This window comes from Klenkia marina (genome assembly GCF_900101025.1).
Classification (GTDB): Bacteria; Actinomycetota; Actinomycetes; order Mycobacteriales; family Geodermatophilaceae; genus Klenkia; species Klenkia marina.
On record NZ_FMUH01000007.1, the window covers coordinates 129565 to 149673 of the forward strand.

A 20109-nucleotide genomic window follows, 5' to 3' on the forward strand; every position below is an offset into this window, starting at 1 on the left:
CCGTGACCGTACGGCCGGGACCTGGTGGCCCGGACGGGTCAGGCCCGGGTCAGGGCCGGACCAGGCGCTGCAGGGCCGCGGCGGCCAGCGGCACGTAGCCGACGACCAGGGGCAGCGGGCCCGAGACGGTCAGGCCGGTGGTCGTCCCGCGCTCGGGGCCGGGGCGCACCCAGTGCATGAGCTGCAGGGTGCCGATGCCGATGTCCACCGACCACAGCCACTCGCGGGCGGCGTCGTCCACGGCGTCGACGACGAACGGGGCGGAGAACCCCAACGGCCCCAGCACCCGGCCGGTGACACCCGGGTCGATGCGCACGAACTCCGTGTCGACGCCGCGGATCTGCGGCGACCAGTCCGACCACCTGGCCGGGTGCAGGTAGCGGTCCCAGGCCTCCTCGGGGTCCACCAGACCGGTCGCGTGCAGGCGCATCGAGCTCATGGGCACCCCTGTATCCCGATCGGTTCCACGTGGAACGTGATCAGGCCGGCGGGCCGCCGAGCAGCAGGGCGCGCAGCAGGTGCATGCCGACGGTGACGGTGCGCTTGCGGAAGGCCGCCCGGTCACCCGGGACCACGAGCGAGCGGGTGACCACCCCGTCGGGGCCGACCGCGCACAGGTGCACGGTGCCCACCGGCTTGTCGGGGCTGCCACCACCGGGCCCGGCGATGCCGGTGACCCCGATGCCGACGTCGGCGCCGAACCGGGCCCGGGCACCGTCGGCGAGCTGGCGGGCCACCTCGGGGCTGACCGCGCCGACGGTCGCCAGCGTCTCGGCGGAGACGCCCAGCAGCTGCTCCTTGGCGCTGTTGGCGTAGGACACCACCCCGCCCGGCACCCACGCCGAGGCTCCGGGCCGGTCGATGAGCCGGGCGACCAGCTGGCCACCCGTGCACGACTCAGCCGTGGCCACGGTGAGCGACCGCTCCTCCAGCGCGCCGGCCACCAAGGTGTCGACGTCGGGGCCCTCGCTGAACAGGGTCGCCGCGTAGTCGCCGCGCACCGCGTCGACCAGGTGCGCGTAGGCGGCGGCCGCGTCGGGGGCGTAGCGGGTGACGATCTCGAGCTCGCCGTCGCGCAGGCAGGTGGTGATCTCCAGGCCGGCCAGCTGGTCCTCGACCCGGCGCAGCGTCGCCGCCAGCTCGGACTCGGGCGTGCCCCACAGCCGCAGGGTGTCCTGGCGCAGCTCGACCGCCCGGTCGAGCACGGCGCGCACCGGGGCGGCCTCGAGCGCGGCCGGCCACATGGCCTGCAGCTCGCTGGGCGGCCCGGGCAGGACGACGACCGGCGGCCCGTCCCCCTCGGCCGGGGGGACGACGAGACCCGGCGCGGTGCCCACCGGCTCCAGCACCACGGCCCCGTGCGGCACCCGGGCCTGCTTGCGGGTGCCCGCCTCGGTCGCGGCCGGGTCGACCCGCCACCCGCGGCGGGACATCAACCGCTCGACGATCGCGGTGATCCGCCCGGCCAGCGCCTCGTCGACCGCCGACGGGCGGCCGCAGAAGTCACCCACCACCTCGGCGGTCAGGTCGTCGGCGGTGGGGCCCAGACCGCCCGAGGTGAGCACCAGGTCGTTGGTCGCGGCCAGGTAGGCCAGCGCCGAGCGCAGGTCGTCGGGCCGGTCGCCGACGACGACCACCTGGCCGACGTCCAGGCCGCGCCGGCGCAGCTGCTCGGCCAGCCACGGACCGTTGCGGTCGGTGACCCGGCCGGTCAGGACCTCGGTGCCGGTGACGACGATCCCTGCGCGTGCTCCCACACGGCCGACAGTAGGCGCCACTACGGTGGCCCGCGTGAGCCAGCCGCCGTACCCCCCGCAGCCCTCGGCCGAGAACGACCCGGCCCGCGCGCCGGAGCCGCCGTACGACCCGGCCCACCCGGCGCAGCCGACCGAGCCCGGCTACGACCCGCCGCGTCCGCCGCGCCCGGCCGAGCGGGCCTACGACCCGGCCTACCCGCCGCAGCCCACCGGTCCGATGGACGGCGGGTTCCCCGCACCCCCGCCGCCGCTCCCCGGTCCCGAGGTGTCCACCGGCCCGCGCGTCGGGGTGCGGCCGGCCCGCCGCAGCACCGCCGACCGGGCCGCCCTGACCGCGCTGGTGCTCGGCGCCCTCGGCGTCGTCCTGCTCGTGGCCGGCTTGTCGATGAACCTGTTCGAGGGCGGCCCGTCGTCCTGGACGGCCATCCCCGCCTGGGCGGTGTTCGCCACGCTGGCCGCCCTCGTCGCCCTCGTGCCGCACGTGCCCAGCCGCGGCGGGCTGAGCCCCGCGCAGGTCTGGCAGGTGGGTGTCGCCGGTGCAGCCGGGGTCGTCGTCTCCTGGCTGCTCGTGGTCGTGTTCACCGGCGCCGGTGGCACCAACCGCGGGTTCGTGCTCACCCTGGCCACCGCCCTGGTGGCCGGCAGCGTCTGGCTGGCCCGCCGCCGCAGCGCCTGACGCGGCGGGCGGGGCTCAGCCCCGCCCGCCCCCGGGTCCACCCCGGCCGGGCCCTCCGTTGCCGGGGCCGCCGCCGTTCCCCGGTCCACCACCGTTGCCCGGACCACCGTTCCCGTTCCCGTTGCCGTTGCCGTTGCCGTTGCCGTTGCCGTTGCCCGGGCCGGCCGGCGCGTCCGTCGTGGCCGGCGCAGGGTCCTCGGTGACCGGCGGCGCGGTGCTGACCTCGGTGACCGGCGCCGCGGTGGTGGGCTCGGGCGCCGGAGCCGAGCTGGGGGCGGCCGAGCCGTAGCGCACCGTGACCGCGCTGCCGAGGGCCACCGGACCGCCGGCGGGGTCGACCCCGGTGACCAGCCCGGCGTCCGACCCGTCCCCGGGGACCTCCTCGGTGGACACGTCCAGCCCCAGGGCCGTCAGTTCCGCGGTCACGTCGGCGACCGGTCGCCCGACGTAGTCCGCGGCGTCGAACGCGACCGTCGACGGGGTCGCCGCGGTGGCCGAGGACGTCGTGGGTGCCGCATCGGCGGGGGCGCTCGACCCGCCCAGGCCGAGCAGCAGCGCGGTGCCGCCCCCGACCAGCAGCAGCGCGGCCGCCAGCCCGGCCAGCAGCAGGCCGCGGTGACGGCGGCGAGCGGGCGCGGCGGTCGTCGACGTGCCGGTCGTCGGCGTGGCGGTGGCCGCCGGCACCAGGGCGGGGTCCAGCAGCGCGGTGACCCCGGGCGGCGGCACCAGGTCGAGCAGCTCGGTCGGTTCGTCGCCCGTGGCGGCCCGGGCCCGGCCCGCCGCGGCCACCACGGCGTCGCCGTCGGCGAGCCGGCCGGCCGGGTCCTTGACCAGCATCGCGGCCACCAGCTCGCGCACCGGGGCGGGCACCGTGTCGGGCAGCTCGTCGGGCTCGTCGTTGATCTGGCTCAGCGCGACCGCGACCGAGCTGGCGCCGTCGAAGGCCCGCCGGCCGGCGAGCAGCTCGTAGGCCACCATGCCCAGCGCGTACACGTCGCTGGCCGGGCCAGCGGTCCCACCGCGGGCCTGCTCGGGTGACAGGTAGTGCGCGGTGCCGATGACCTGGCCGGTGCGGGTCAGCGCGACGCTCTCGGCCGACCAGGCGATGCCGAAGTCGGTGACCGCGACCGACCCGTCCGGCCGCAGCAGCAGGTTGGCCGGCTTCACGTCGCGGTGCACGATGCCCAGCTCGTGCGCGGCCCCCAGCCCGGCCGCGGCCTGGGCGACGACCTCGACCACCTGCTCGGGCGGGAGGGCACCCATCCGCCGGCGGACGGCGGCCAGCGACTCGCCGGGCACCAGCTCCATCACCAGGTAGGCGAGGGCCTCGCCGTCGGCAGCGGTGGTCTCGCCGTAGTCGAAGACGGCGACGACGTTGCGGTGGCCGAGCAGGGCGGCGTGCCGGGCCTCGGCGCGGAAGCGGGCCAGGAACTCGGGCTCCCCGGCGTACTCGCTGCGCAGCACCTTGACCGCGACCGCCCGGCCCAGCCGCTGGTCGTGCGCACGCCACACCTGACCCATGCCGCCGGTGGCGACCAGCGAGCGCAGCTCGTACCGACCGCCGAGGACCTGCATCGCCGAGGACACCCGACCATGCTGCCCCCGCTCCGCCGTCCCGGCGACACCGGTCAGCCGGGCAGGTCCCGCACCGCTGCGTCCAGCTCGGCCACGAGCTGGGCCGGCCGGGACCGCCCGGCCGGTGCGGTCGGGTAGCGCAGCAGCACCGCACGCACCCGGGGGCCCGCACGCCCGGCGAGCTCCGCGACCCCCGCGCCCGAGCCGGTCAGCTCGGCCACCCGCGCGGCGCACGCGGCCGACCGGAGGACGTGCCCCACCTGGGTCGCCTGCGCGAGGGGGTGCAGGTAGGCCGCCGCTGCCGCGTCCCCGCACGCCTGCGCGCCGAGCCGGGCGACCTCGGTCGGCGCGGCCTTCGCGGCGCGGTGCGCGGCGACGGCCGTCGTCCGCTGCGCAAGGGTGCGCGGGCCGCCCCCGGCGAACGCCCGCGCCGCGTCGAGCGCCTCCCGCGGTCGGACGTCGTCGGGCACCGCTGCCTCGAACCCGGGGAGCACGAGCTCGGCGCAGTCGGCGGCGAACGCGGCCACGGCCCGGACGTCGTCCAGGGACAGGTCCACGCCGGCGTGGTCCATCAGGCGAACAGGCCCGAGCCCCACCAGTCGTCGTCGCCGGTCAGGCCGGGCGGGCAGGCGAAGACGCCCGACGACGTGTGCTTGACGTACTCGTTCATCTTGTCGGTGCGCAGGTTGCGCTGCACCTGCACGAACCCGGTGGACGGGTCGGACTGGTAGCAGAGGAAGAACAGCCCGGCGTCCAGCCGACCGAGCCCGTCGGAGCCGTCGACGAAGCTGTAGCCGCGGCGCAGGATCGCCGTCCCCGAGCTGCTGGGGTGGGCCAGCGCCACGTGCGAGGTGGCGGGCAGCGTCGCGGGGTCCACGGGGTCGAACTCGCCCGTCCGGCCGATCGGGGCGCCGCTGCCCTTGGTGCGGCCGACGGTGTCCTGCTGGTCGCGCAGGTTCTGCCGGTCCCACACCTCGACGAGCATGCGGATGCGCCGGCTGACCAGGTAGGAACCGCCGTCCATCCAGGTGCCGGTGCCCGACACCCACACGAAGCGGTCCAGCGCCTGCGGCTGGTCGGACTTGAGGTTGGCCGTGCCGTCCTTGAACCCGAACAGGTTGCGCGGGGTGGCCTGGTCCGACGTCGTCGACGAGGTGCGGCCGAACCCCAGCTGCGACCAGCAGACGCCGACCACGCCCTGCCCGATGCGGGCCAGGTTGCGCACCGCGTGGACGGCGACCTGCGGGTCGTCGGCGCAGGCCTGCACGCAGATGTCGCCGCCGCTGATCTCCGGGCGCAGCTCCTCGCCGGCGAAGGCGGGCAGCTCGACCAGCTCGGCCGGCTGCCGGTCGGCCAGCCCGAACCGGTCGACGCCGTCGGCGGTGCGGAACAGGGTGGGCCCGAAGCCGATGGTGATCGTCAGCCCCGCCGGGGGCAGGCCGAGGGCCTCGCCGGTGTCGTCCGGCGGCGCGTACTCGTCGCCCGCCACCGCGCCGATCGGTCCGGCGTCCTCGCCGCGGGTCATGCGGCGGGCCGCCTCGGTCCAGGCCTGCAGCATGCGCACCAGGGCCGAGCGGTCGGTGGTGGTGACGTCGAAGGCGACGAAGTGCAGCCGGTCCTGCGCAGGCGTGACGATGCCGGCCTGGTGGTCGCCGTGGAAGGGCACCACGCCGCCGGCACCACCCGCGGCCGCCGGGTCGTCGGCCGCGGCGGCCCGGCCGGCGGCCACACCGCCGGCGCCGAGCGCGACGACACCGGCCGCACCGACGCCCGCCGCGCCGAAGAAGTCGCGCCGGGAGAGCTTCATGACCCCACTGTCCCCGATCAGCCCGCGACGACGGCGGGCACCTGGCTGACCTGCGCGGCGAGGGCGTTGAGCGAGTCCGACAGGCCCTGCACCTGCTCGGGGGTCAGCGTCGTGTAGAGCACGAACCCGTCGCCGCTGGCGTACTGCGCGAGCTCGGCCTGGGTCGCGGCGAAGGCCTGGTCGAGTGCGGTGGCCAGGTCGGGGTCGGCCTCGGCGATCGCCGGGCGGAGCGACTGGACGGCGGCCTGCGAACCGTCGAGGTTGGCCTGGAAGTCCCACAGGTCGGTGTGGGAGTACCGCTCCTCCTCGCCGGTGACCTTGCCGCTGGCGATCTCGTCGAGCAGGGCGAGCGCGCCGTTGGCCAGGTCCAGCGGCTGCAGCTGGAGGTCCTGCACCCGGGTGGCCAGCTCGTCGATGTCGGCGACCAGCTGGTCGGCGACCGGGCCGGACTGCGACAGGTCCCCGGTGACCCACAGGTCGCGCTCGAGCACGTGGAAACCGGTCCAGGTGTCGCCGGGCTCGACGTCGTTCTCGCGGGCGTCGACCCGCGGGTCGAGGTCGCCGAAGCTCTCCGCGACCGGCTCGATCCGCTCCCAGTAGGTGCGCGCCACGGGGTACAGGGCCTGCGCCTGCGCCACGTCCCCGGCCTGCACCGCGGTGACGAACGCCTGGGTCTGCTCCTGCAGCGCGGTCACCTGGCTGCTCACGTACCGGGTGTAGTCGGCGACGGCGGCTTGCAGCGCCTCGTCGTCGGAGAGCTGCTCGGACTCGCCGGTGACCGTGAGGTCGGTGCGGATGCCGTCGCCGGTCATGCCCGGCTTGCACGCGGTCTGGTACTGCCCCGCGGGCAGCTCGACCAGCAGCGAGCGGGCCACGCCGGGGGCGATGTTCTCGACCTCGCCCATGATCCGGTCGCCCTCGGCGTAGACGTAGAACTCGTTGACCGAGCTGCCGCTGTTGGTCACCGTGAACTCGTGGGTGCCGGCCTCGAGCTCGGTGGCGTCGACGTCGCAGCTGGTGTCGCTCGCGGCCACGGCGATGTCGTCGGAGGCCTCGCCCCCACCGCTGCCGGCGTCCTCCCCGCCGCCGCAGGCGGCCAGCAGGGCGAGGGCGGCGGCTCCGGCCGCGACGAGAGGGGTCCTACGCGTGCGCATCGACGGGCTCCGAGCGGGTGGTGGGGGTGGTCCGGGCCGAGCGGCCCGGGAGGAGGAAGAGCGTCAGCACGGGGACGAGGTAGGCCAGGTAGGCCACGACCTCGAGCACGGTCGGCTGCGCCGAGATGTGGAACACGCCGTCGAGCACCGCGCCGTACCAGCTGCCCGGCTGCAGCCACGCCGACGCGTCGTAGGCGTAGGTGGTCAGGCCGGGCAGGACGCCGGCCTCCTGGAAGTCGTGGACGCCGTACTTGAAGATGCCGGCGGCCACGAACACCAGCAGCACACCGCTGATGGTGAAGAACCTCGACAGGTTGATCCGGACCGCGCCGGCGTAGAGCGCGAACCCGAGGACGACGGCGGTCGCCAGCCCGGCGGCCAGCCCGACCAGCGGGGTGGCGCTCACCGCGCCCTGGGCGGAGGCGAAGAACAGCAGGGTGGTCTCGAGGCCCTCGCGCACCACGGAGGCGAACGCGATGCCGACGACGGCACCCAGGCCCAGGCCCACGGCGTCGTCGAGCTTGCCGCGCAGCTCGCCGGACAGCTGCCGGGCGGTGCGCCGCATCCAGAAGATCATCCAGGTGACCAGGGCGACGGCGATCACCGAGGTGATGGCGTCGAAGAGCTCCTGGCCGGGCCCGCCGAGCACGGTGGAGGAGACGTAGGACAGCACCGCGCCGAACCCGACCGAGAGGACGACGGCCGCGGCCACCCCGCCCCACACCGGCAGCAGGTGCTGGCGCCGGCCGGTCTTGACCAGGTACGCGACCAGCACGCTGACGACGAGGACCATCTCCAGGCCCTCGCGCAGGCCGATCAGGTAGCTGGGGAAGAACAGCGCACCCACGGCAGCCTCCGGACGGATGAATGCCCCCAGCAGGACGCTGAGGGCAGGCATACCTTAGGCGCGCTGTCGCCGGTACGACCAGGGGCCCCAGGAAGTTCCCAGTTGGCTGAGAATTCCCTGAGGCCCCCGGCCGGTCAGATCAGCGCTTCAGCTCGAAGCGGTCGTTGTCCATGACCTTCGTCCACGCCTTCGCGAAGTCCTGCGCGAACTGCTCGGCGGCGTCGTCGGAGGAGTAGACCTCGACGATCCCGCGCAGGATGGCGTTGGAGTTGAACACCAGGTCGGCGGCGGTGGCGGTGTGCGCCACGGAGCCGTCGGCGCCCCCGCCCTCGTAGACGTCCTCCGCGTCGCGCGAGGTGCGCCACTGGATGCCCAGGTCGAGCACCGTGCGGAAGAAGTCCTGGCTCAGGACGCCCACCCGGTCGGTGAACACGCCGTGCTGCACGCCGCCGGTGTTGGCGCCCAGCACGCGCAGCCCGCCCACGAGCACGGTCATCTCCTTGGCGGTGAGGCCGAGGGTGAAGGCCTTGTCCACCAGCAGCTGCTCGGGCTGCAGCTTGCTGCCGGGCAGCAGGTAGCTGCGGAAGCCGTCGGCCTTGGGCTCGAGCCACCGGAAGTTCTCCGGGTCGGTCTGCTCCTGGGTGGCGTCGGTGCGGCCGGGCGTGAAGCCCACGGTCACCGGGACGCCGGCGTCGGCGGCGGCCTTCTCGACGGCGGCGGTGCCGGCGAGCACCACGAGGTCGGCGAAGGAGACGCGCTTGCCGGTCTCGGCCTCGAAGTCGGCCTTCACCTTCTCGATGGCCGGGATGACCTCGTCGACGCCGGCGTTGGCCGCCCAGCCGCGCTGCGGCTCGAGGCGGATGCGGCCGCCGTTGGCGCCGCCGCGCTTGTCGGTGTCGCGGTAGGACGCCGCGGCCGACCAGGCGGTGTGCACCAGCTGGGAGACCGTCGGGCCGGCGGCCAGCAGCCGCGCCTTCAGGTCGGCGATCTCCGCCTCGCCCACGAGCTCGTGGTCCACGGCCGGGACCGGGTCCTGCCAGACGAGCTCCTCGGACGGGACGTCGGGGCCCAGGTAGCGGGAGGTCGGGCCCATGTCGCGGTGCAGCAGCTTGAACCAGGCGCGGGCGTAGACGTCGGCGAAGTACTCCGGGTTCTCGTAGAACTTCTTCGAGATCTCGCGGAAGCCGGGGTCGACCACCAGGGCCATGTCGGCGGTGCTCATCATCGGGGGGTTCTTCTTGCCCTCGATGTGGGCGTCGGGGACGAGCTCCTGCGCCTCGGGGTTGCTCGGACCCCACTGCTTGGCGCCGGCCGGGCTCTCGCCGAGCTCCCAGTCGTAGGAGAACAGCATCTCGAAGTAGGTGTTGTCCCACTGGGTGGGCGTGGGGGTCCACGCACCCTCGAGACCGCTGGTGATGGTGTCGGCACCCTTGCCGGTGCCGTACTGGCTGATCCAGCCCAGGCCGTTGCCGTGCACCGGGCAGCCGTTCGGCTCGGGGCCGACGAGCTCGGGGTTGCCGGCGCCGTGGGTCTTGCCGAAGGTGTGGCCGCCGGCGACCAGGGCGACGGTCTCCTCGTCGTTCATGCCCATGCGGCTGAAGGTGACGCGGATGTCGTGCGCGGAGCCCATCGGGTCGGGCTTGCCCTGCGGACCCTCGGGGTTGACGTAGATCAGACCCATGGTGACCGCGGCCAGGTGGCCCTCGTCCAGGTCGAGCGGGTCGCTCTCGGAGGCGTAGCGCTCGTCGCCGAGCCAGGTGTCCTCGGGACCCCAGAACACCTCGCTGGGCTTCCACTGGTCCTTGCGGCCGAAGGCGAAGCCGAACGTCTTCAGGCCCATGTCGTCGTGCGCCACGTTGCCGGCGAGCACCAGCAGGTCGGCCCACGAGATCTTGCGGCCGTACTTCTGCTTGATCGGCAGCAGCAGGCGGCGGGCCTTGTCCAGGTTGGCGTTGTCGGGCCAGCTGTTGAGCGGGGCGAAGCGCTGCCCGCCCTCGCCGCCGCCGCCGCGGCCGTCGGCGCTGCGGTAGGTGCCCGCGGCGTGCCAGGACATGCGGATGAACAGCGGGCCGTAGTGACCCCAGTCCGAGGGCCACCAGTCCTGCGAGGTGTGCATGACCTCGACCAGGTCGCGCTTGAGGGCCTCGACGTCGAGCTTCGCGAACTCGGCCGCGTAGTCGAAGTCGGGGCCGTAGGGGTCGGCCTCGGGGACCGAGCGGTCGAGCACCCGGAGGTCGACCTGGTTGGGCCACCAGTCCTGCTCGGTGCGCGGGCGACCGCCGTGCACCGGCTCCGGCGACTTGATGGCCGGGTTCTCGCTCTCGCTGGTGCTGGCCGACTCGGCCTTGGCGACCTCGGTCTTGTCGTAGTCCTCGGCGGCGACCGTGGACTTGTCGTGCTCGCTCATCGCGTGCCTCTCTCTGCGGGGGGTTCGAGGGTGGGCAGGACGGTGGGTGCCGCGCAGGCGCGGCACAGACCCCAGTAGATGACCTCGGCCTCGTCGACGACGAACCCGTGGTCCTCGGACGGGGTCAGACAGGGGGCGGCGCCGACCGCGCAGTCGACGTCGGCGATCGAGCCGCACGAGCGGCAGACCAGGTGGTGGTGGTTGTCGCCCACCCGCAGCTCGTAGCGGGCGACCGAGCCCTGCGGCTCGATGCGGCGCACGAGGCCGGTGGTGGTGAGCGCCCGGAGCACGTCGTACACGGCCTGGTGGGAGACCTCGGGGTGCTGCTGGCGCACCAGACCGAGCACCTCGTCGGTGGTGGCGTGGGCGTGGCCGTGCAGGGCGGTCAGGACGGCGAGCCGCGGCCGGGTGACCCGGAGCGCGGCGCCCCGCAGGGCCTGCTCCAGCTCGGGCGTCGACATCACGTCGTCCACCCTGCCGTGCAATCTTGAACGAGTCAAATGAACACCGGGCGTCCACTGGTCGGGAGGTGGGCTTGCCCGGTCGCCGTCCGTCCGATTACCTGACCGGACGGTCAGCAACCCAGTCGAGGAGTGACGATGGCGTCCGAGGTCTACCTGGTCGACGGTGTGCGCACCCCCCAGGGCAAGTACGGCGGCGCGCTGGCCGGCGTCCGGCCCGACGACCTGGCCGCGCTCGTGGTCGGGGAGGCCCTGCGCCGCTCCGGCGCCCCGGCCGACGCCGTCGAGGAGGTCGTGCTCGGTGCGGCCAACCAGGCCGGGGAGGACAACCGCGACGTCGCCCGCATGGCCGTGCTGCTGGCCGGCCTGCCCGACACCGTGCCCGGGTACACCACCAACCGGCTGTGCGCCTCGGGGCTGACCGCCACCGCCTCGGCCGCCGCGGCGATCCGGGCCGGCGAGCTCGACCTGGCCATCGCCGGCGGCGTCGAGTCCATGACCCGCGCCCCCTGGGTGATGGCCAAGCCCGGCACCCCCTGGGCCCGCCCGGGCGAGGTCGTGGACACCTCGCTGGGCTGGCGGTTCGTCAACCCCACCTTCGCCGCGCACGACCGCGCCGTGGAGCACCCCGAGGACCCCCGCACCCGCAAGATCACCCTGTCGATGGGCGAGACCGCCGAGGAGATCGCCGCGCTCGACGGGCTGACCCGCGACGAGTGCGACGCCTTCGCCGTCCGCAGCCACGCCCGCGCCGTCGCGGCGCAGGAGGCCGGGCGCTTCGACGCCGAGATCGTGCCGGTCGACGTCGTCGGCCGGAAGGAGACCGTCACCGTCACCCGCGACGAGGGGCCGCGACCCGGGTCCTCCATCGAGTCGCTGGCCAAGCTCAAGCCGGTCTTCCGGTCCGGCGGCATCGTGACGGCCGGCAACAGCTCCCCGCTGTCGGACGGCGCCGCCGCTCTGGTGCTGGCCTCCGCCGAGGCCGTCGAGCGGCACGGGCTCACCCCCCGCGCCCGCGTCGTCGTCTCCGCCTCCGCCGGCGTCGCCCCCAACGTGATGGGCCTGGGCCCGGTGCCCTCGACCGAGAAGGCGCTGGCCAAGGCCGGCTGGTCGGTCGCCGACCTCGACGCCGTCGAGCTCAACGAGGCCTTCGCCGCGCAGTCACTGGGCGTGCTGCGCCGGCTGGGCATCGACGAGGAGATCGTCAACGCCGACGGCGGCGCCATCGCCCTGGGCCACCCGCTGGGCTGCTCGGGCGCCCGCCTCCTGGTCACCCTCATGGGCCGGCTCGAGCGCGAGGGCGGCCGGCGCGGGCTGGCCACCCTCTGCGTCGGCGTCGGCCAGGGCGTCTCGATGCTCGTCGAGCGCGTCTGATGGCCCGCACGGTCGGCGTCGTCGGCGGCGGGCGCATGGGCGGCGGCATCGCCCAGGGCCTGCTCGGCACCGGGGCGCACGTGCACGTCGTCGAGGCCGGCAGCGAGGCGGCGCAGGCCGCGCACGACCGCATCGTGGCGGGGCTCGAGGAGTCCGCCCGACGCGCCAAGCTCGAGGGCACGGTCCAGGACGCCGCCGCCCGGCTGTCGATGGTCGACACCCCCGGCGAGCTGCCCGGCGACTGCGTGCTCGTCGTCGAGGCCGTGCCCGAGGTCCCCGCGCTCAAGGTCGAGGTGCTGCGGGCGGTCGAGGGCGCCATCGGCCCCGACGCGGTGCTGGCCACCAACACCAGCTCGCTGTCGGTGACCGAGCTGGCCGCCGCGCTCGACCGGCCGGCCCGCTTCGTCGGCATGCACTTCTTCAACCCGGTGCCGTCGTCGAAGCTGGTCGAGGTGGTGGTCGCCGCCGAGACCGCGCCCGACGTGGTGGAGACGGCCCGGCGGTGGGTCGACGAGCTGGGCAAGACCGGCATCGTCGTCCGCGACTCCCCCGGGTTCGCCTCGTCGCGGCTGGGCGTGCTGCTGGGCCTGGAGGCGATCCGCATGCTCGAGGAGGGCGTGGCCGACGCCGAGGCCATCGACACCGCGATGGAGCTGGGCTACCGCCACCCGATGGGCCCGCTGCGCTCGACCGACCTGGTGGGCCTCGACGTCCGGCTGGCCGTGGCCGAGTATCTGACCTCCACGCTGGGCGACCGGTTCGCTCCCCCGCAGCTGCTGCGTGACAAGGTGGCCGCCGGTGACCTGGGCCGCAAGACCGGCCGCGGGTTCCACGACTACAGCTGAGGAGACGACGATGTCCGTGCAGCGCACCGACGACGGTGGCGTGGCCACGCTGACCCTGCCCGCGCCCGGGCTCACCCACGAGATCCGGCTGTCGATGATCGACCAGCTGCGGGCGGTGGCGGCCGACGAGTCGGTGCGGGCGGTGGTCATCACCGGCACGGGCAAGGCGTTCTGCGTCGGTCAGGACCTCGCCCAGCACGTCGAGGAGATCCGCGCGGGCAAGCCGGCCCTCGACGTCGTGGTCAGCGAGTACAACCCGATGGTCCTGGCGCTGGCCGCACTGCGGGTGCCGGTCGTGGTGGCCGTCAACGGCGCCTGCGCGGGTGCCGGGCTGGGGCTGGCGCTGGGCGGCGACCTGCGGGTGGCCGCGGCCGGCGCGAAGTTCACCACCGCGTTCGTCGGGGTGGGCCTGGGCAGCGACTCGGCGCTGGCCTCGCGCCTGGTGCACTGCGTGGGGGGCTCCCGGGCGGCCGAGCTGCTGCTGTTCCCGACGCCGTTCACCGCCGAGGACGCCGCGAACTGGGGTCTGGTGCACCGCGTGGTGCCGGCCGACGAGGTGCTGGCGACGGCCCAGGGCCTGGCCGCCCAGCTGGCCACCGGCCCCACCGCGGCCTACCGCGCGGTCAAGGAGGTCCTGGCCACCGCGGCCACCGACTCCCTCGAGACCACCCTGGCCCACGAGGCGCGCCTGCAGGCGCAGCTGGGCCACACCCACGACCACAGCGAGGCCGTCGAAGCCTTCCTGAGCAAGCGCAAGCCCGATTTCCGGGGCAACTAGCCCCCCGCCGGAGGCGTCATGTGACGCCCAAGACCCAGTTCGGCCTCGTTCTGGGTCTCCAGCGTCGTATGACGACTCCGAACCGATGGGTCGGGTGCTCGCTAGCACGTCCGACGACTCGCTGCTCGTCGTCGTCCACACGTGGGGGCTCTGTCCACCGGTCTGCGTCGGCACGCCCCGGTGTGCTCGCGGTCGCGGAGGGTCCAGGCATGGTGGTGGACCCGACGACCCTGCTCGGCCGTGACGGCGCACGCCGCAGCAGCGAGGTGGTGCTCGTCTCCGGTCGCTCGAGCGTGGTCCGGTGGGTGCGCAGCGGCCGGCTGCTCCGACCGTTCCCCGGGGTGCTCGTCGACCCGGCGCGGGCGCAGGACTGGCGTGTCCGCGCAGCCGCCGCCGTCCTCTGGTCGGGTGGGCGGCTGACCGGTCGCAGCGCCCTGCACCTGGCTGACCTGCTGGGTGAGCCCGGCCCCCGGGTGCACATCGGGGTGCCGCCGTCACGCCACGTCGCGGTCACCCGTCCGCCGTGGCTGGTGGTGCACGTACGGCGCGAGCTGTCCGGGCTGGTGCGCAGGGGTCTCGCGGTCGTCGACGACGTCGCAGCCCTGCTCGATGCGTGGGGGTTCGCACACGGCAGTCGCGGGACGGCGCGGGAGGTGGAGGTGGCCCGGTCGACGGTCATCGGGGCCATCCGGCGGAGACGCGTGGACCCCGCCTTCCTCGTCGCCGCGCTGGAGCTGAACACACGTCTGCCCGGGAGGGCAGAACTCCTCCACCTCGTCGAGCTGGCGGGCAGCGGATCGCACAGCGAGTTCGAGATCTGGGGGCTGCAGCACCTCTTCGACATCCCCGGGCTGCCGCCGGTCGAGAGGCAGTACGCGCTCGAGACGGCGATCGGCACCATCCACCTGGACGGCGCTCTCCCGCGGGCCCGCCTGGGCATCGAGCTCGACGGGGCCGCCTACCACCGCAGTCCGGACAACTGGGCGGGTGACCGGCGGCGCGATGCGGCAGCACTGGCGCTCGACTGGGCGACGTTGCGGATCGACTTCCGCCGCGCGCACGAAGCGCCGGCCGCTGCCCGCGCGGAGATCGCGGCCGCCTACTGGGCCCGCCTGTCCCGTATCGAGCGACCGCGCGCCGTCATCTGACGCTCAGGACTCGTTCCGCGGCTGTTCTGGGTCCCAGCCGTCACATGACGGCTCGGTGGGGGTGGGTGGGGTTGCGGGTCAGCTGACGAGGTCGGCGCAGGACTCGCAGCTGTCCTCGTCGGCGCCGTCCCAGACCTGATCGAGGTCGACGCGGGCGAGGGCGCCGCACACCGCCACCTCGCAGGCGCCGTCCACCTCGGACGGGCTGCGGTGCAGCTCCACGGCGTGCCAGGTGCCGGTGCTGCGGCCCTGGGCGGCAGCGAGGGTCAGGACGAGTTCGCTCATGACCTGACGTTCGGCGCCCACCGGGGGTGCGTGCAGGGACGGGGCGCACGAATCACCCGTCCGGGTTGGTCACTTGTGCACCATCAAGCTCAGGAACCCCCAGGTGAGGACGGCGTGTCCGGGTGCCGGTCAGCAGCTGCGGGTCCGGCTGGACCACGTCGTGCGGTGCGCACGCGTGCATGGCACGGTCGAGCCATGGAGCTCACCAAGCACGGGCACGCCTGCGTCGTCCTCTCCGACGGCGAGCGCCGCCTCCTCCTCGACCCCGGCGCCTTCACCGAGGAGTCCGCCTGGGCGGGCGCCACCGCGGTGCTCATCACGCACGAGCACTTCGACCACCTCGACGTCGAGCGCACCACGCGCGCCCTGGCCGAGGACCCGGCCCTCGAGCTGTGGACCAACCGCTCGGTCGCCGAGCAGCTGGGCGCCGGCCAACAGGTGCACGTGGTCGGCCACGGGGACGCCTTCACCGCCGCCGGCTTCGAGGTGGGCGTGCAGGGCGAGTGGCACGCGGTGATCCACCCCGACATCCCGCGCATCGCCAACATCGGCTTCGTGGTCGAGGGCCGGGTCTTCCACCCCGGCGACGCGCTCACCGTCCCGGAGTCCGACGTCGAGACGCTCCTGCTGCCGCTGCACGCCCCGTGGTCGAAGACCGGCGAGCTCATCGACTACGTCCGCGAGGTCGCACCGGCCCGGTCGTTCGCGGTGCACGACGGGCTGCTCAACGACACCGGTCTGATGGTGGGGGCGAACTTCCTCGGCGAGAACGGCCCCGGCGTCCCGGGCAGCTACCGCCGGTTGTCCCCTGGGGAGTCGGTCACCATCTGAGTGCGTGCGGCCAGTTCGGGTAGGGCCCGCCCATGCCTGTTGAGGACTACGACATCGAGGACCAGGGCGACCTGCAGTACGTCGTGCGGCTGAGCGACGGCGAGGAGGACGCCGAGGTCTGGTTCCGGCTGACCCCGTCGGTGCTGGAGCAGCTGGGCGTGGGCACCGACGACGCCGCTGACCTGGTCGCCGAGACCGTCGACTTCCTGCGCAAGCACCAGGAGATCCCCGACTTCCCCGACATGGTGGAGATCGAGGACGTGCTGGCCACCTACGACGACTACGAGCCGACCGTCACGCGTCGTCGCTGAGCTGGGTCCGGGCCTGGGCGCCGGCCTGGGCGAGGTGCTCGGGCAGCTTGGCCAGCTCGCTGTCGACCGTGCGCTGCACCAGACGGGTGATGCCGCTGCGCTGCACGAAGCGCACCAGCCGCGACCCGCCGACCGGCTCGTGGGTGACGGTGATCGTCACGTCGGTGCCGTCGGCGCCGCCCTTGCCCACGTCGGCGAGCTCGATGCGCGTCGTCCAGGTCTCGGGGGTGAGCTCGAGCCGGGTCTCCACGACCCGGGCCGGCGTCCACTCGACGATGGTGCCCTTCGGCGCCCCGGCGCCGGGCGTCGCGCCCTCACCGGGGGCGCAGAGGAACGTCGTGCCCTGCTTCGTGGGTCCGTCGACGACGTAGGTGACGTCGCAGACCGCGCAGTAGGGGTGCAGGACGGCCAGCGCGGCCCACACGTCCGCACGGCGCTCGGGTACCCGGCGGGTTCCGCTGGCTGTGGTCACACCCCAGACGGTAGGACGACGCCCCGGGCGCGCCGTCAGCGGCCGTTGACCGAGACCTCGAACTCGACCTGGCTCACGTCGGGGCGCAGCCGCGAGAACGAGTGCACGAGCGGGTTGCCGAAGCCGTCGAGCACGGTCGTGCGGACGACGAGCAGCGGCGACCCGGCCACGACCTGCAGGACGTCGGCCTCCTCCGCGCCGGCCGTGCCGACGTCGACCACGATGCGGGCGCGGGCGAGGTCGGCCTCGTACTCGCGGCGCAGGAACTCGTACAGCGAGCCGTGGCCGAAGTCCTCGGTGGCCGCCTTCGGGTAGTCCTCGGCCGGCAGGAACGAGCGGACGACGTGGTTGGGCAGCCCGTCGACCGAGCGCAGCCGCACGAGCTCGACCACCTCGTCGGCCGGCTCCAGGCGCAGCTCGGCGGCGACGGCGGGCGGTGCGGCGAGCACCCGCTGGCCCAGCACGGTGGTGCCGACCTGGGCACCCTGCTCGGTCATCACGGAGTGGAAGCCGGCGATGCGGTGCACGAAGCTCTCGCGGTACTCGTGCCGGATGCCGGGTCGGGTCACGTAGGTGCCGCGGCCCTGCTCGCGCACGAGGTGGCCGTCGGCGACCAGGCCGTCGACCGCCCGGCGCAGCGTGATGCGGCTGACCCCGTACTCCTCGCACAGCACCGGCTCGGGCGGGAGCAGGGTGTGCTCGGCGAGGTCGGCCACGCGACGGCGCAGGTGCTCGCGCACGGCCAGGTACTTGGGGCCGGCGTCCGGGCTCACCGTGCTGGTCCGTCGACGTCCACACCGGAAAGGTACTCGATCGGCAGACGTCTAGACGTCATGATGTCCCGGTCCCGTCCGTCGCCTCTGGCGGCGTCGCCGCACAACCCCTATTTTCAGACCGGCTTGTTCCGATCTGCCCCGGGAGCGTGCGTTGGACACCGACACCTCGACGTCGCCCCGACCCGTGGGTCGACCGAGGGACCCCGCCCTCGACGTCGCCATCCTGCGGGCGGCCCTCGACCTGCTCGCCGAGGGCGGGCTCGAGGCCTGCGCGCTGGACGAGGTCGCCCGCCGGGCCGGGGTCGGCAAGGCCACCATCTACCGCCGGTGGCCCAGCAAGGACGACCTGGTCCGCGACGCCTTCGAGGGCACCGACCTCGGCCTGGTGCCCACCGAGGACGTCGGCTCGCTCGTCGAGGACTGCCGCCGGCTGCTGCTGGCCCTGGGCGCCGCGCTGCGCAGCCCCCGGGCCCGGGCCTGGCGCCGCACCGTCCCGGCTCTCGGGGTGGACTCGCCGCTGGCGGGCAGCCTGCCCATCGGGCCGGTCGAGGCCTGGAACGAGGCCGTGCTCGACATGCTGGACCGGGCCCGCCGGCGCGGTGAGGTGGCCGCCGACGGCCTGCACCCGCTGGTGGTGCAGGCCGCCTGCTCGACCGTGATGGCCCGCTGGTTCACCAACCCCGACGGCGACGAGGCCGGCGAGCGCGTGCTGGTCGAGCAGCTGCTCACCGTGCTCGTCGCGCCGCACCTGCGCCCCTGACCGGCGACGTGCGGCAGCGGACCTGGGACGATGCCCCGGTGGCGGAGCGAGACTGGCGGGCGCAGAAACGGGACTCGACCCGTGCGCGGCTGACCGCGGCGGCCTTCGCGCTGTTCGACGAGCGCGGTTACTCGTCCGTCTCCGTAGGGGACATCGCGCACGGCGCCGGCGTCTCCGTGCCCACCTTCTACGCCTACTTCCGCACCAAGGAGCACGTCGTGCTCCCCGACCAGGACCTCGACTGGATCGCCGGGCACCTGGCCGCGCAGCCGCCCGACCTCCCGCTGCCCGAGCAGCTGCGGCTGGGCCTGCGGACGCTGGTGGCCGGGTTGACCCGGGAGCAGGAGGAGCTCGCGCTGCGCCGCTGGCGCTACGTGCAAGCCGACCCCGGCCTGCAGATGCGCGCCGCCGAGCGCGAGAACCACTCGGCTCGGGTGGTCGTGGCCGAGCTGGGCGTCGACCCGGCGACGCCCGCGGGGTCGGCGATCGTCGTGGTCGTCGTCGCCTGCCTGCGGGCGGCCACCGCGGCCATGGTCCGCTGGGCCGCCGCCGACGGCCGCCACCCGCTGCCGGACCTGGTCGACGAGGCCTTCGCCGCGCTGCGGTCGATGTGACTCAGCCGGGCTGCAGCTCGATGACGGTGATCTCCGGCCGGGCGCCGACCCTCATGGGCGGCCCCCAGTACCCGGCCCCCGACGTCACGTAGAGCTGCGTGTCGCCCTGGCGGGACAGGCCCTCGACGGCGGGCTGGTCGAGGGTGACCGCGTAGTCGAAGGGCCACAGCTGCCCGCCGTGGGTGTGCCCGCTCAGCTGCAGGTCGACCCCGGCGCGGCGGGCCTGCTCGACCTGCACGGGCTGGTGGGCCAGCAGCACCACCGGCACCGAGTCGTCGCGGCCGTCGAGCGCGGCGTCGAGGTCGGCGCCGTGCCCGGGCAGCCCCGACGCCGCGGCCGTGCGGTCGTCGATGCCGGCCAGGTCGAAAGCACCCGCGCCCCGGCGGAGCGACACGCGCTCGTTGCGCAGCACCTGCAGGCCCAGCCCGTCGAGGTGGGTCAGCCAGGCGTCGGTGTCGACGAAGTACTCGTGGTTGCCGGTGACGAAGTAGGCGCCGTCGCGGCTGACCAGGTCGCCCAGCGGGGCGGCGTCCCGCCGCAGCTCGGACACCTCGCCGTCGACCAGGTCGCCCACGACCGCGACCGCGTCCGGGGACTGCGCGTTGACCATCTCGACCAGCCGCTCGAACCGGCGCCCGCCGTAGGTCGCCGAGAGGTGGCCGTCGGAGAAGGTGACGATGCGGTAGCCGGCCAGCGCCGGGTCCAGTCCGGCGAGCGCGATCGGCACCCGGCGCACGACGGGCGCCGAGTTGGCCGCCCACAGCCCGTACCCGGCGGTGCCGACCGCGGCCGCGCCGGCCGTGACGGCCAGCGACCGGGCCAGGAACAACCGCCGGGACACGTCGACCGGTTCGGCCGCGGGCTCGGGTGCCGAAGCCGGTTCCGCCCCGGGTGCGGCGGGTGCCGCCTCCACCGCGGCCGGACGACGGCGCTGCACGGCCCGCAGCACCCACCGCACCGGCTCGAGCACCAGCAGCGCCAGGAAGGCGTAGAACGCGACGCCCAGCCAGGTGTAGCCGACCCAGTCCAGCGGCGCCTGCACCGCGAAGGGCAGCGACCGCCGTCCCAGCACGGCTGCGGTGGGCAGCAGCGCCAGGACGACGGCCAGCACGGTCAGCCACCGCCGCACCCGACCCGGGCGGGTGGTGCTGCGCACGAGCCGGAACCACAGCCAGCCGTGCAGCAGCACCATCGCGAGGGCGACGACGGCACCGAAGGCGATCACCGCCCC

The 20109-nt window shown here is 74.6% G+C and carries 22 protein-coding genes; 9 read left to right on the forward strand and 13 right to left on the reverse strand.

The features are described 5' to 3' along the window. Nucleotides 1–49: 49 nt before the first annotated feature. Complete coding sequence (locus BLP29_RS18375) at nucleotides 50–439, reverse strand: polyketide cyclase (protein ID WP_092807245.1); 390 nt, start codon at nucleotides 437–439, stop codon at nucleotides 50–52. 40 nt (nucleotides 440–479) lie between these two features. After that, complete coding sequence (locus BLP29_RS18380) at nucleotides 480–1757, reverse strand: competence/damage-inducible protein A (RefSeq protein WP_092807247.1); 1278 nt, start codon at nucleotides 1755–1757, stop codon at nucleotides 480–482. Between the two features lie 34 nt (nucleotides 1758–1791). On the opposite strand from BLP29_RS18380, the gene BLP29_RS18385 reads away from it, so the two are divergent. After that, nucleotides 1792–2433: a hypothetical protein gene (locus tag BLP29_RS18385; protein WP_092807249.1), complete on the forward strand. Its 642-nt coding sequence runs from the start codon at nucleotides 1792–1794 to the stop codon at nucleotides 2431–2433. Between the two features lie 15 nt (nucleotides 2434–2448). Here the strand turns inward: BLP29_RS18385 and BLP29_RS18390 are convergent, their stop codons facing one another. The 7 genes from BLP29_RS18390 to BLP29_RS18420 form a co-directional block, all read right to left on the reverse strand. Beyond that, the gene (locus BLP29_RS18390; protein ID WP_243470081.1) at nucleotides 2449–4020 is read right to left on the reverse strand and encodes a protein kinase domain-containing protein; all 1572 of its coding nucleotides are present in this window, start codon (nucleotides 4018–4020) and stop codon (nucleotides 2449–2451) included. Nucleotides 4021–4061: 41 nt separating this feature from the next. After that, nucleotides 4062–4565, reverse strand: a complete 504-nt coding sequence (locus BLP29_RS18395; protein ID WP_243470082.1) for a putative immunity protein — start codon at nucleotides 4563–4565, stop codon at nucleotides 4062–4064. A gap of 14 nt (nucleotides 4566–4579) precedes the next feature. Beyond that, a complete protein-coding gene (gene efeB, locus BLP29_RS18400; RefSeq protein ID WP_092807253.1) occupies nucleotides 4580–5815 on the reverse strand; it encodes an iron uptake transporter deferrochelatase/peroxidase subunit in 1236 nt (411 codons plus the stop codon). 17 nt (nucleotides 5816–5832) lie between these two features. Beyond that, entirely contained in the window at nucleotides 5833–6969 is a 1137-nt protein-coding gene (gene efeO / locus BLP29_RS18405) for an iron uptake system protein EfeO (RefSeq protein ID WP_092807255.1), read from the reverse strand. Further along, complete coding sequence (gene efeU, locus BLP29_RS18410) at nucleotides 6956–7816, reverse strand: iron uptake transporter permease EfeU (RefSeq protein WP_207798591.1); 861 nt, start codon at nucleotides 7814–7816, stop codon at nucleotides 6956–6958. Before efeU ends, efeO begins: the two co-directional genes overlap by 14 nt. 139 nt (nucleotides 7817–7955) lie before the next feature. Next, complete coding sequence (gene katG / locus BLP29_RS18415) at nucleotides 7956–10223, reverse strand: catalase/peroxidase HPI (protein WP_092807259.1); 2268 nt, start codon at nucleotides 10221–10223, stop codon at nucleotides 7956–7958. Continuing rightward, a complete protein-coding gene (locus BLP29_RS18420; RefSeq protein ID WP_092807518.1) occupies nucleotides 10220–10684 on the reverse strand; it encodes a Fur family transcriptional regulator in 465 nt (154 codons plus the stop codon). Before BLP29_RS18420 ends, katG begins: the two co-directional genes overlap by 4 nt. 138 nt (nucleotides 10685–10822) lie before the next feature. On the opposite strand from BLP29_RS18420, the gene BLP29_RS18425 reads away from it, so the two are divergent. From BLP29_RS18425 to BLP29_RS18440, 4 genes are all read left to right on the forward strand, one after another. Next, on the forward strand, nucleotides 10823–12058 hold the full coding sequence (locus tag BLP29_RS18425) for a thiolase family protein (RefSeq protein ID WP_092807261.1): 1236 nt from the start codon (nucleotides 10823–10825) through the stop codon (nucleotides 12056–12058). Further along, nucleotides 12058–12903 carry a 3-hydroxyacyl-CoA dehydrogenase family protein gene (locus BLP29_RS18430; protein WP_092807263.1) on the forward strand — a complete coding sequence of 282 codons (846 nt, stop codon included), beginning with the start codon at nucleotides 12058–12060 and terminating at the stop codon, nucleotides 12901–12903. The genes BLP29_RS18425 and BLP29_RS18430 overlap by 1 nt, the downstream gene beginning before the upstream one ends. A 10-nt stretch (nucleotides 12904–12913) precedes the next feature. Next, nucleotides 12914–13681, forward strand: a complete 768-nt coding sequence (locus BLP29_RS18435) for an enoyl-CoA hydratase-related protein (protein WP_092807265.1) — start codon at nucleotides 12914–12916, stop codon at nucleotides 13679–13681. 209 nt (nucleotides 13682–13890) lie between these two features. Continuing rightward, entirely contained in the window at nucleotides 13891–14829 is a 939-nt protein-coding gene (locus BLP29_RS18440) for a hypothetical protein (RefSeq protein WP_092807267.1), read from the forward strand. 78 nt (nucleotides 14830–14907) lie between these two features. Here BLP29_RS18440 and BLP29_RS18445 read toward each other — a convergent pair whose 3' ends face one another. Beyond that, nucleotides 14908–15114 (reverse strand): hypothetical protein, encoded by a 207-nt coding sequence (locus BLP29_RS18445; protein WP_092807269.1) that lies wholly within the window; start codon nucleotides 15112–15114, stop codon nucleotides 14908–14910. Between the two features lie 195 nt (nucleotides 15115–15309). Between BLP29_RS18445 and BLP29_RS18450 the strand changes: the two genes are divergently transcribed. Beyond that, complete coding sequence (locus tag BLP29_RS18450; protein ID WP_092807271.1) at nucleotides 15310–15945, forward strand: MBL fold metallo-hydrolase; 636 nt, start codon at nucleotides 15310–15312, stop codon at nucleotides 15943–15945. A 32-nt stretch (nucleotides 15946–15977) separates the two neighbouring features. Beyond that, nucleotides 15978–16256 (forward strand): hypothetical protein, encoded by a 279-nt coding sequence (locus BLP29_RS18455; RefSeq protein WP_092807273.1) that lies wholly within the window; start codon nucleotides 15978–15980, stop codon nucleotides 16254–16256. Here the strand turns inward: BLP29_RS18455 and BLP29_RS18460 are convergent. Then, entirely contained in the window at nucleotides 16240–16728 is a 489-nt protein-coding gene (locus BLP29_RS18460) for a polyketide cyclase (protein WP_092807275.1), read from the reverse strand. The genes BLP29_RS18455 and BLP29_RS18460 overlap by 17 nt on opposite strands. A gap of 35 nt (nucleotides 16729–16763) precedes the next feature. Continuing rightward, nucleotides 16764–17501 carry a GntR family transcriptional regulator gene (locus BLP29_RS18465; protein WP_092807277.1) on the reverse strand — a complete coding sequence of 246 codons (738 nt, stop codon included), beginning with the start codon at nucleotides 17499–17501 and terminating at the stop codon, nucleotides 16764–16766. 187 nt (nucleotides 17502–17688) lie between these two features. Here BLP29_RS18465 and BLP29_RS21115 point away from each other — a divergent pair, with 187 nt between their 5' ends. Both BLP29_RS21115 and BLP29_RS18475 read left to right on the forward strand, forming a co-directional pair. Continuing rightward, entirely contained in the window at nucleotides 17689–18264 is a 576-nt protein-coding gene (locus BLP29_RS21115) for a TetR/AcrR family transcriptional regulator (RefSeq protein WP_207798592.1), read from the forward strand. A gap of 38 nt (nucleotides 18265–18302) precedes the next feature. Further along, nucleotides 18303–18878, forward strand: coding sequence for a TetR/AcrR family transcriptional regulator (locus BLP29_RS18475; RefSeq protein ID WP_133379281.1), 576 nt, complete (start codon nucleotides 18303–18305; stop codon nucleotides 18876–18878). Between the two features lies 1 nt (nucleotide 18879). Here BLP29_RS18475 and BLP29_RS18480 read toward each other — a convergent pair whose 3' ends face one another. After that, the gene (locus BLP29_RS18480; RefSeq protein ID WP_243470083.1) at nucleotides 18880–20103 is read right to left on the reverse strand and encodes a metallophosphoesterase; all 1224 of its coding nucleotides are present in this window, start codon (nucleotides 20101–20103) and stop codon (nucleotides 18880–18882) included. Nucleotides 20104–20109 lie beyond the last annotated feature (6 nt).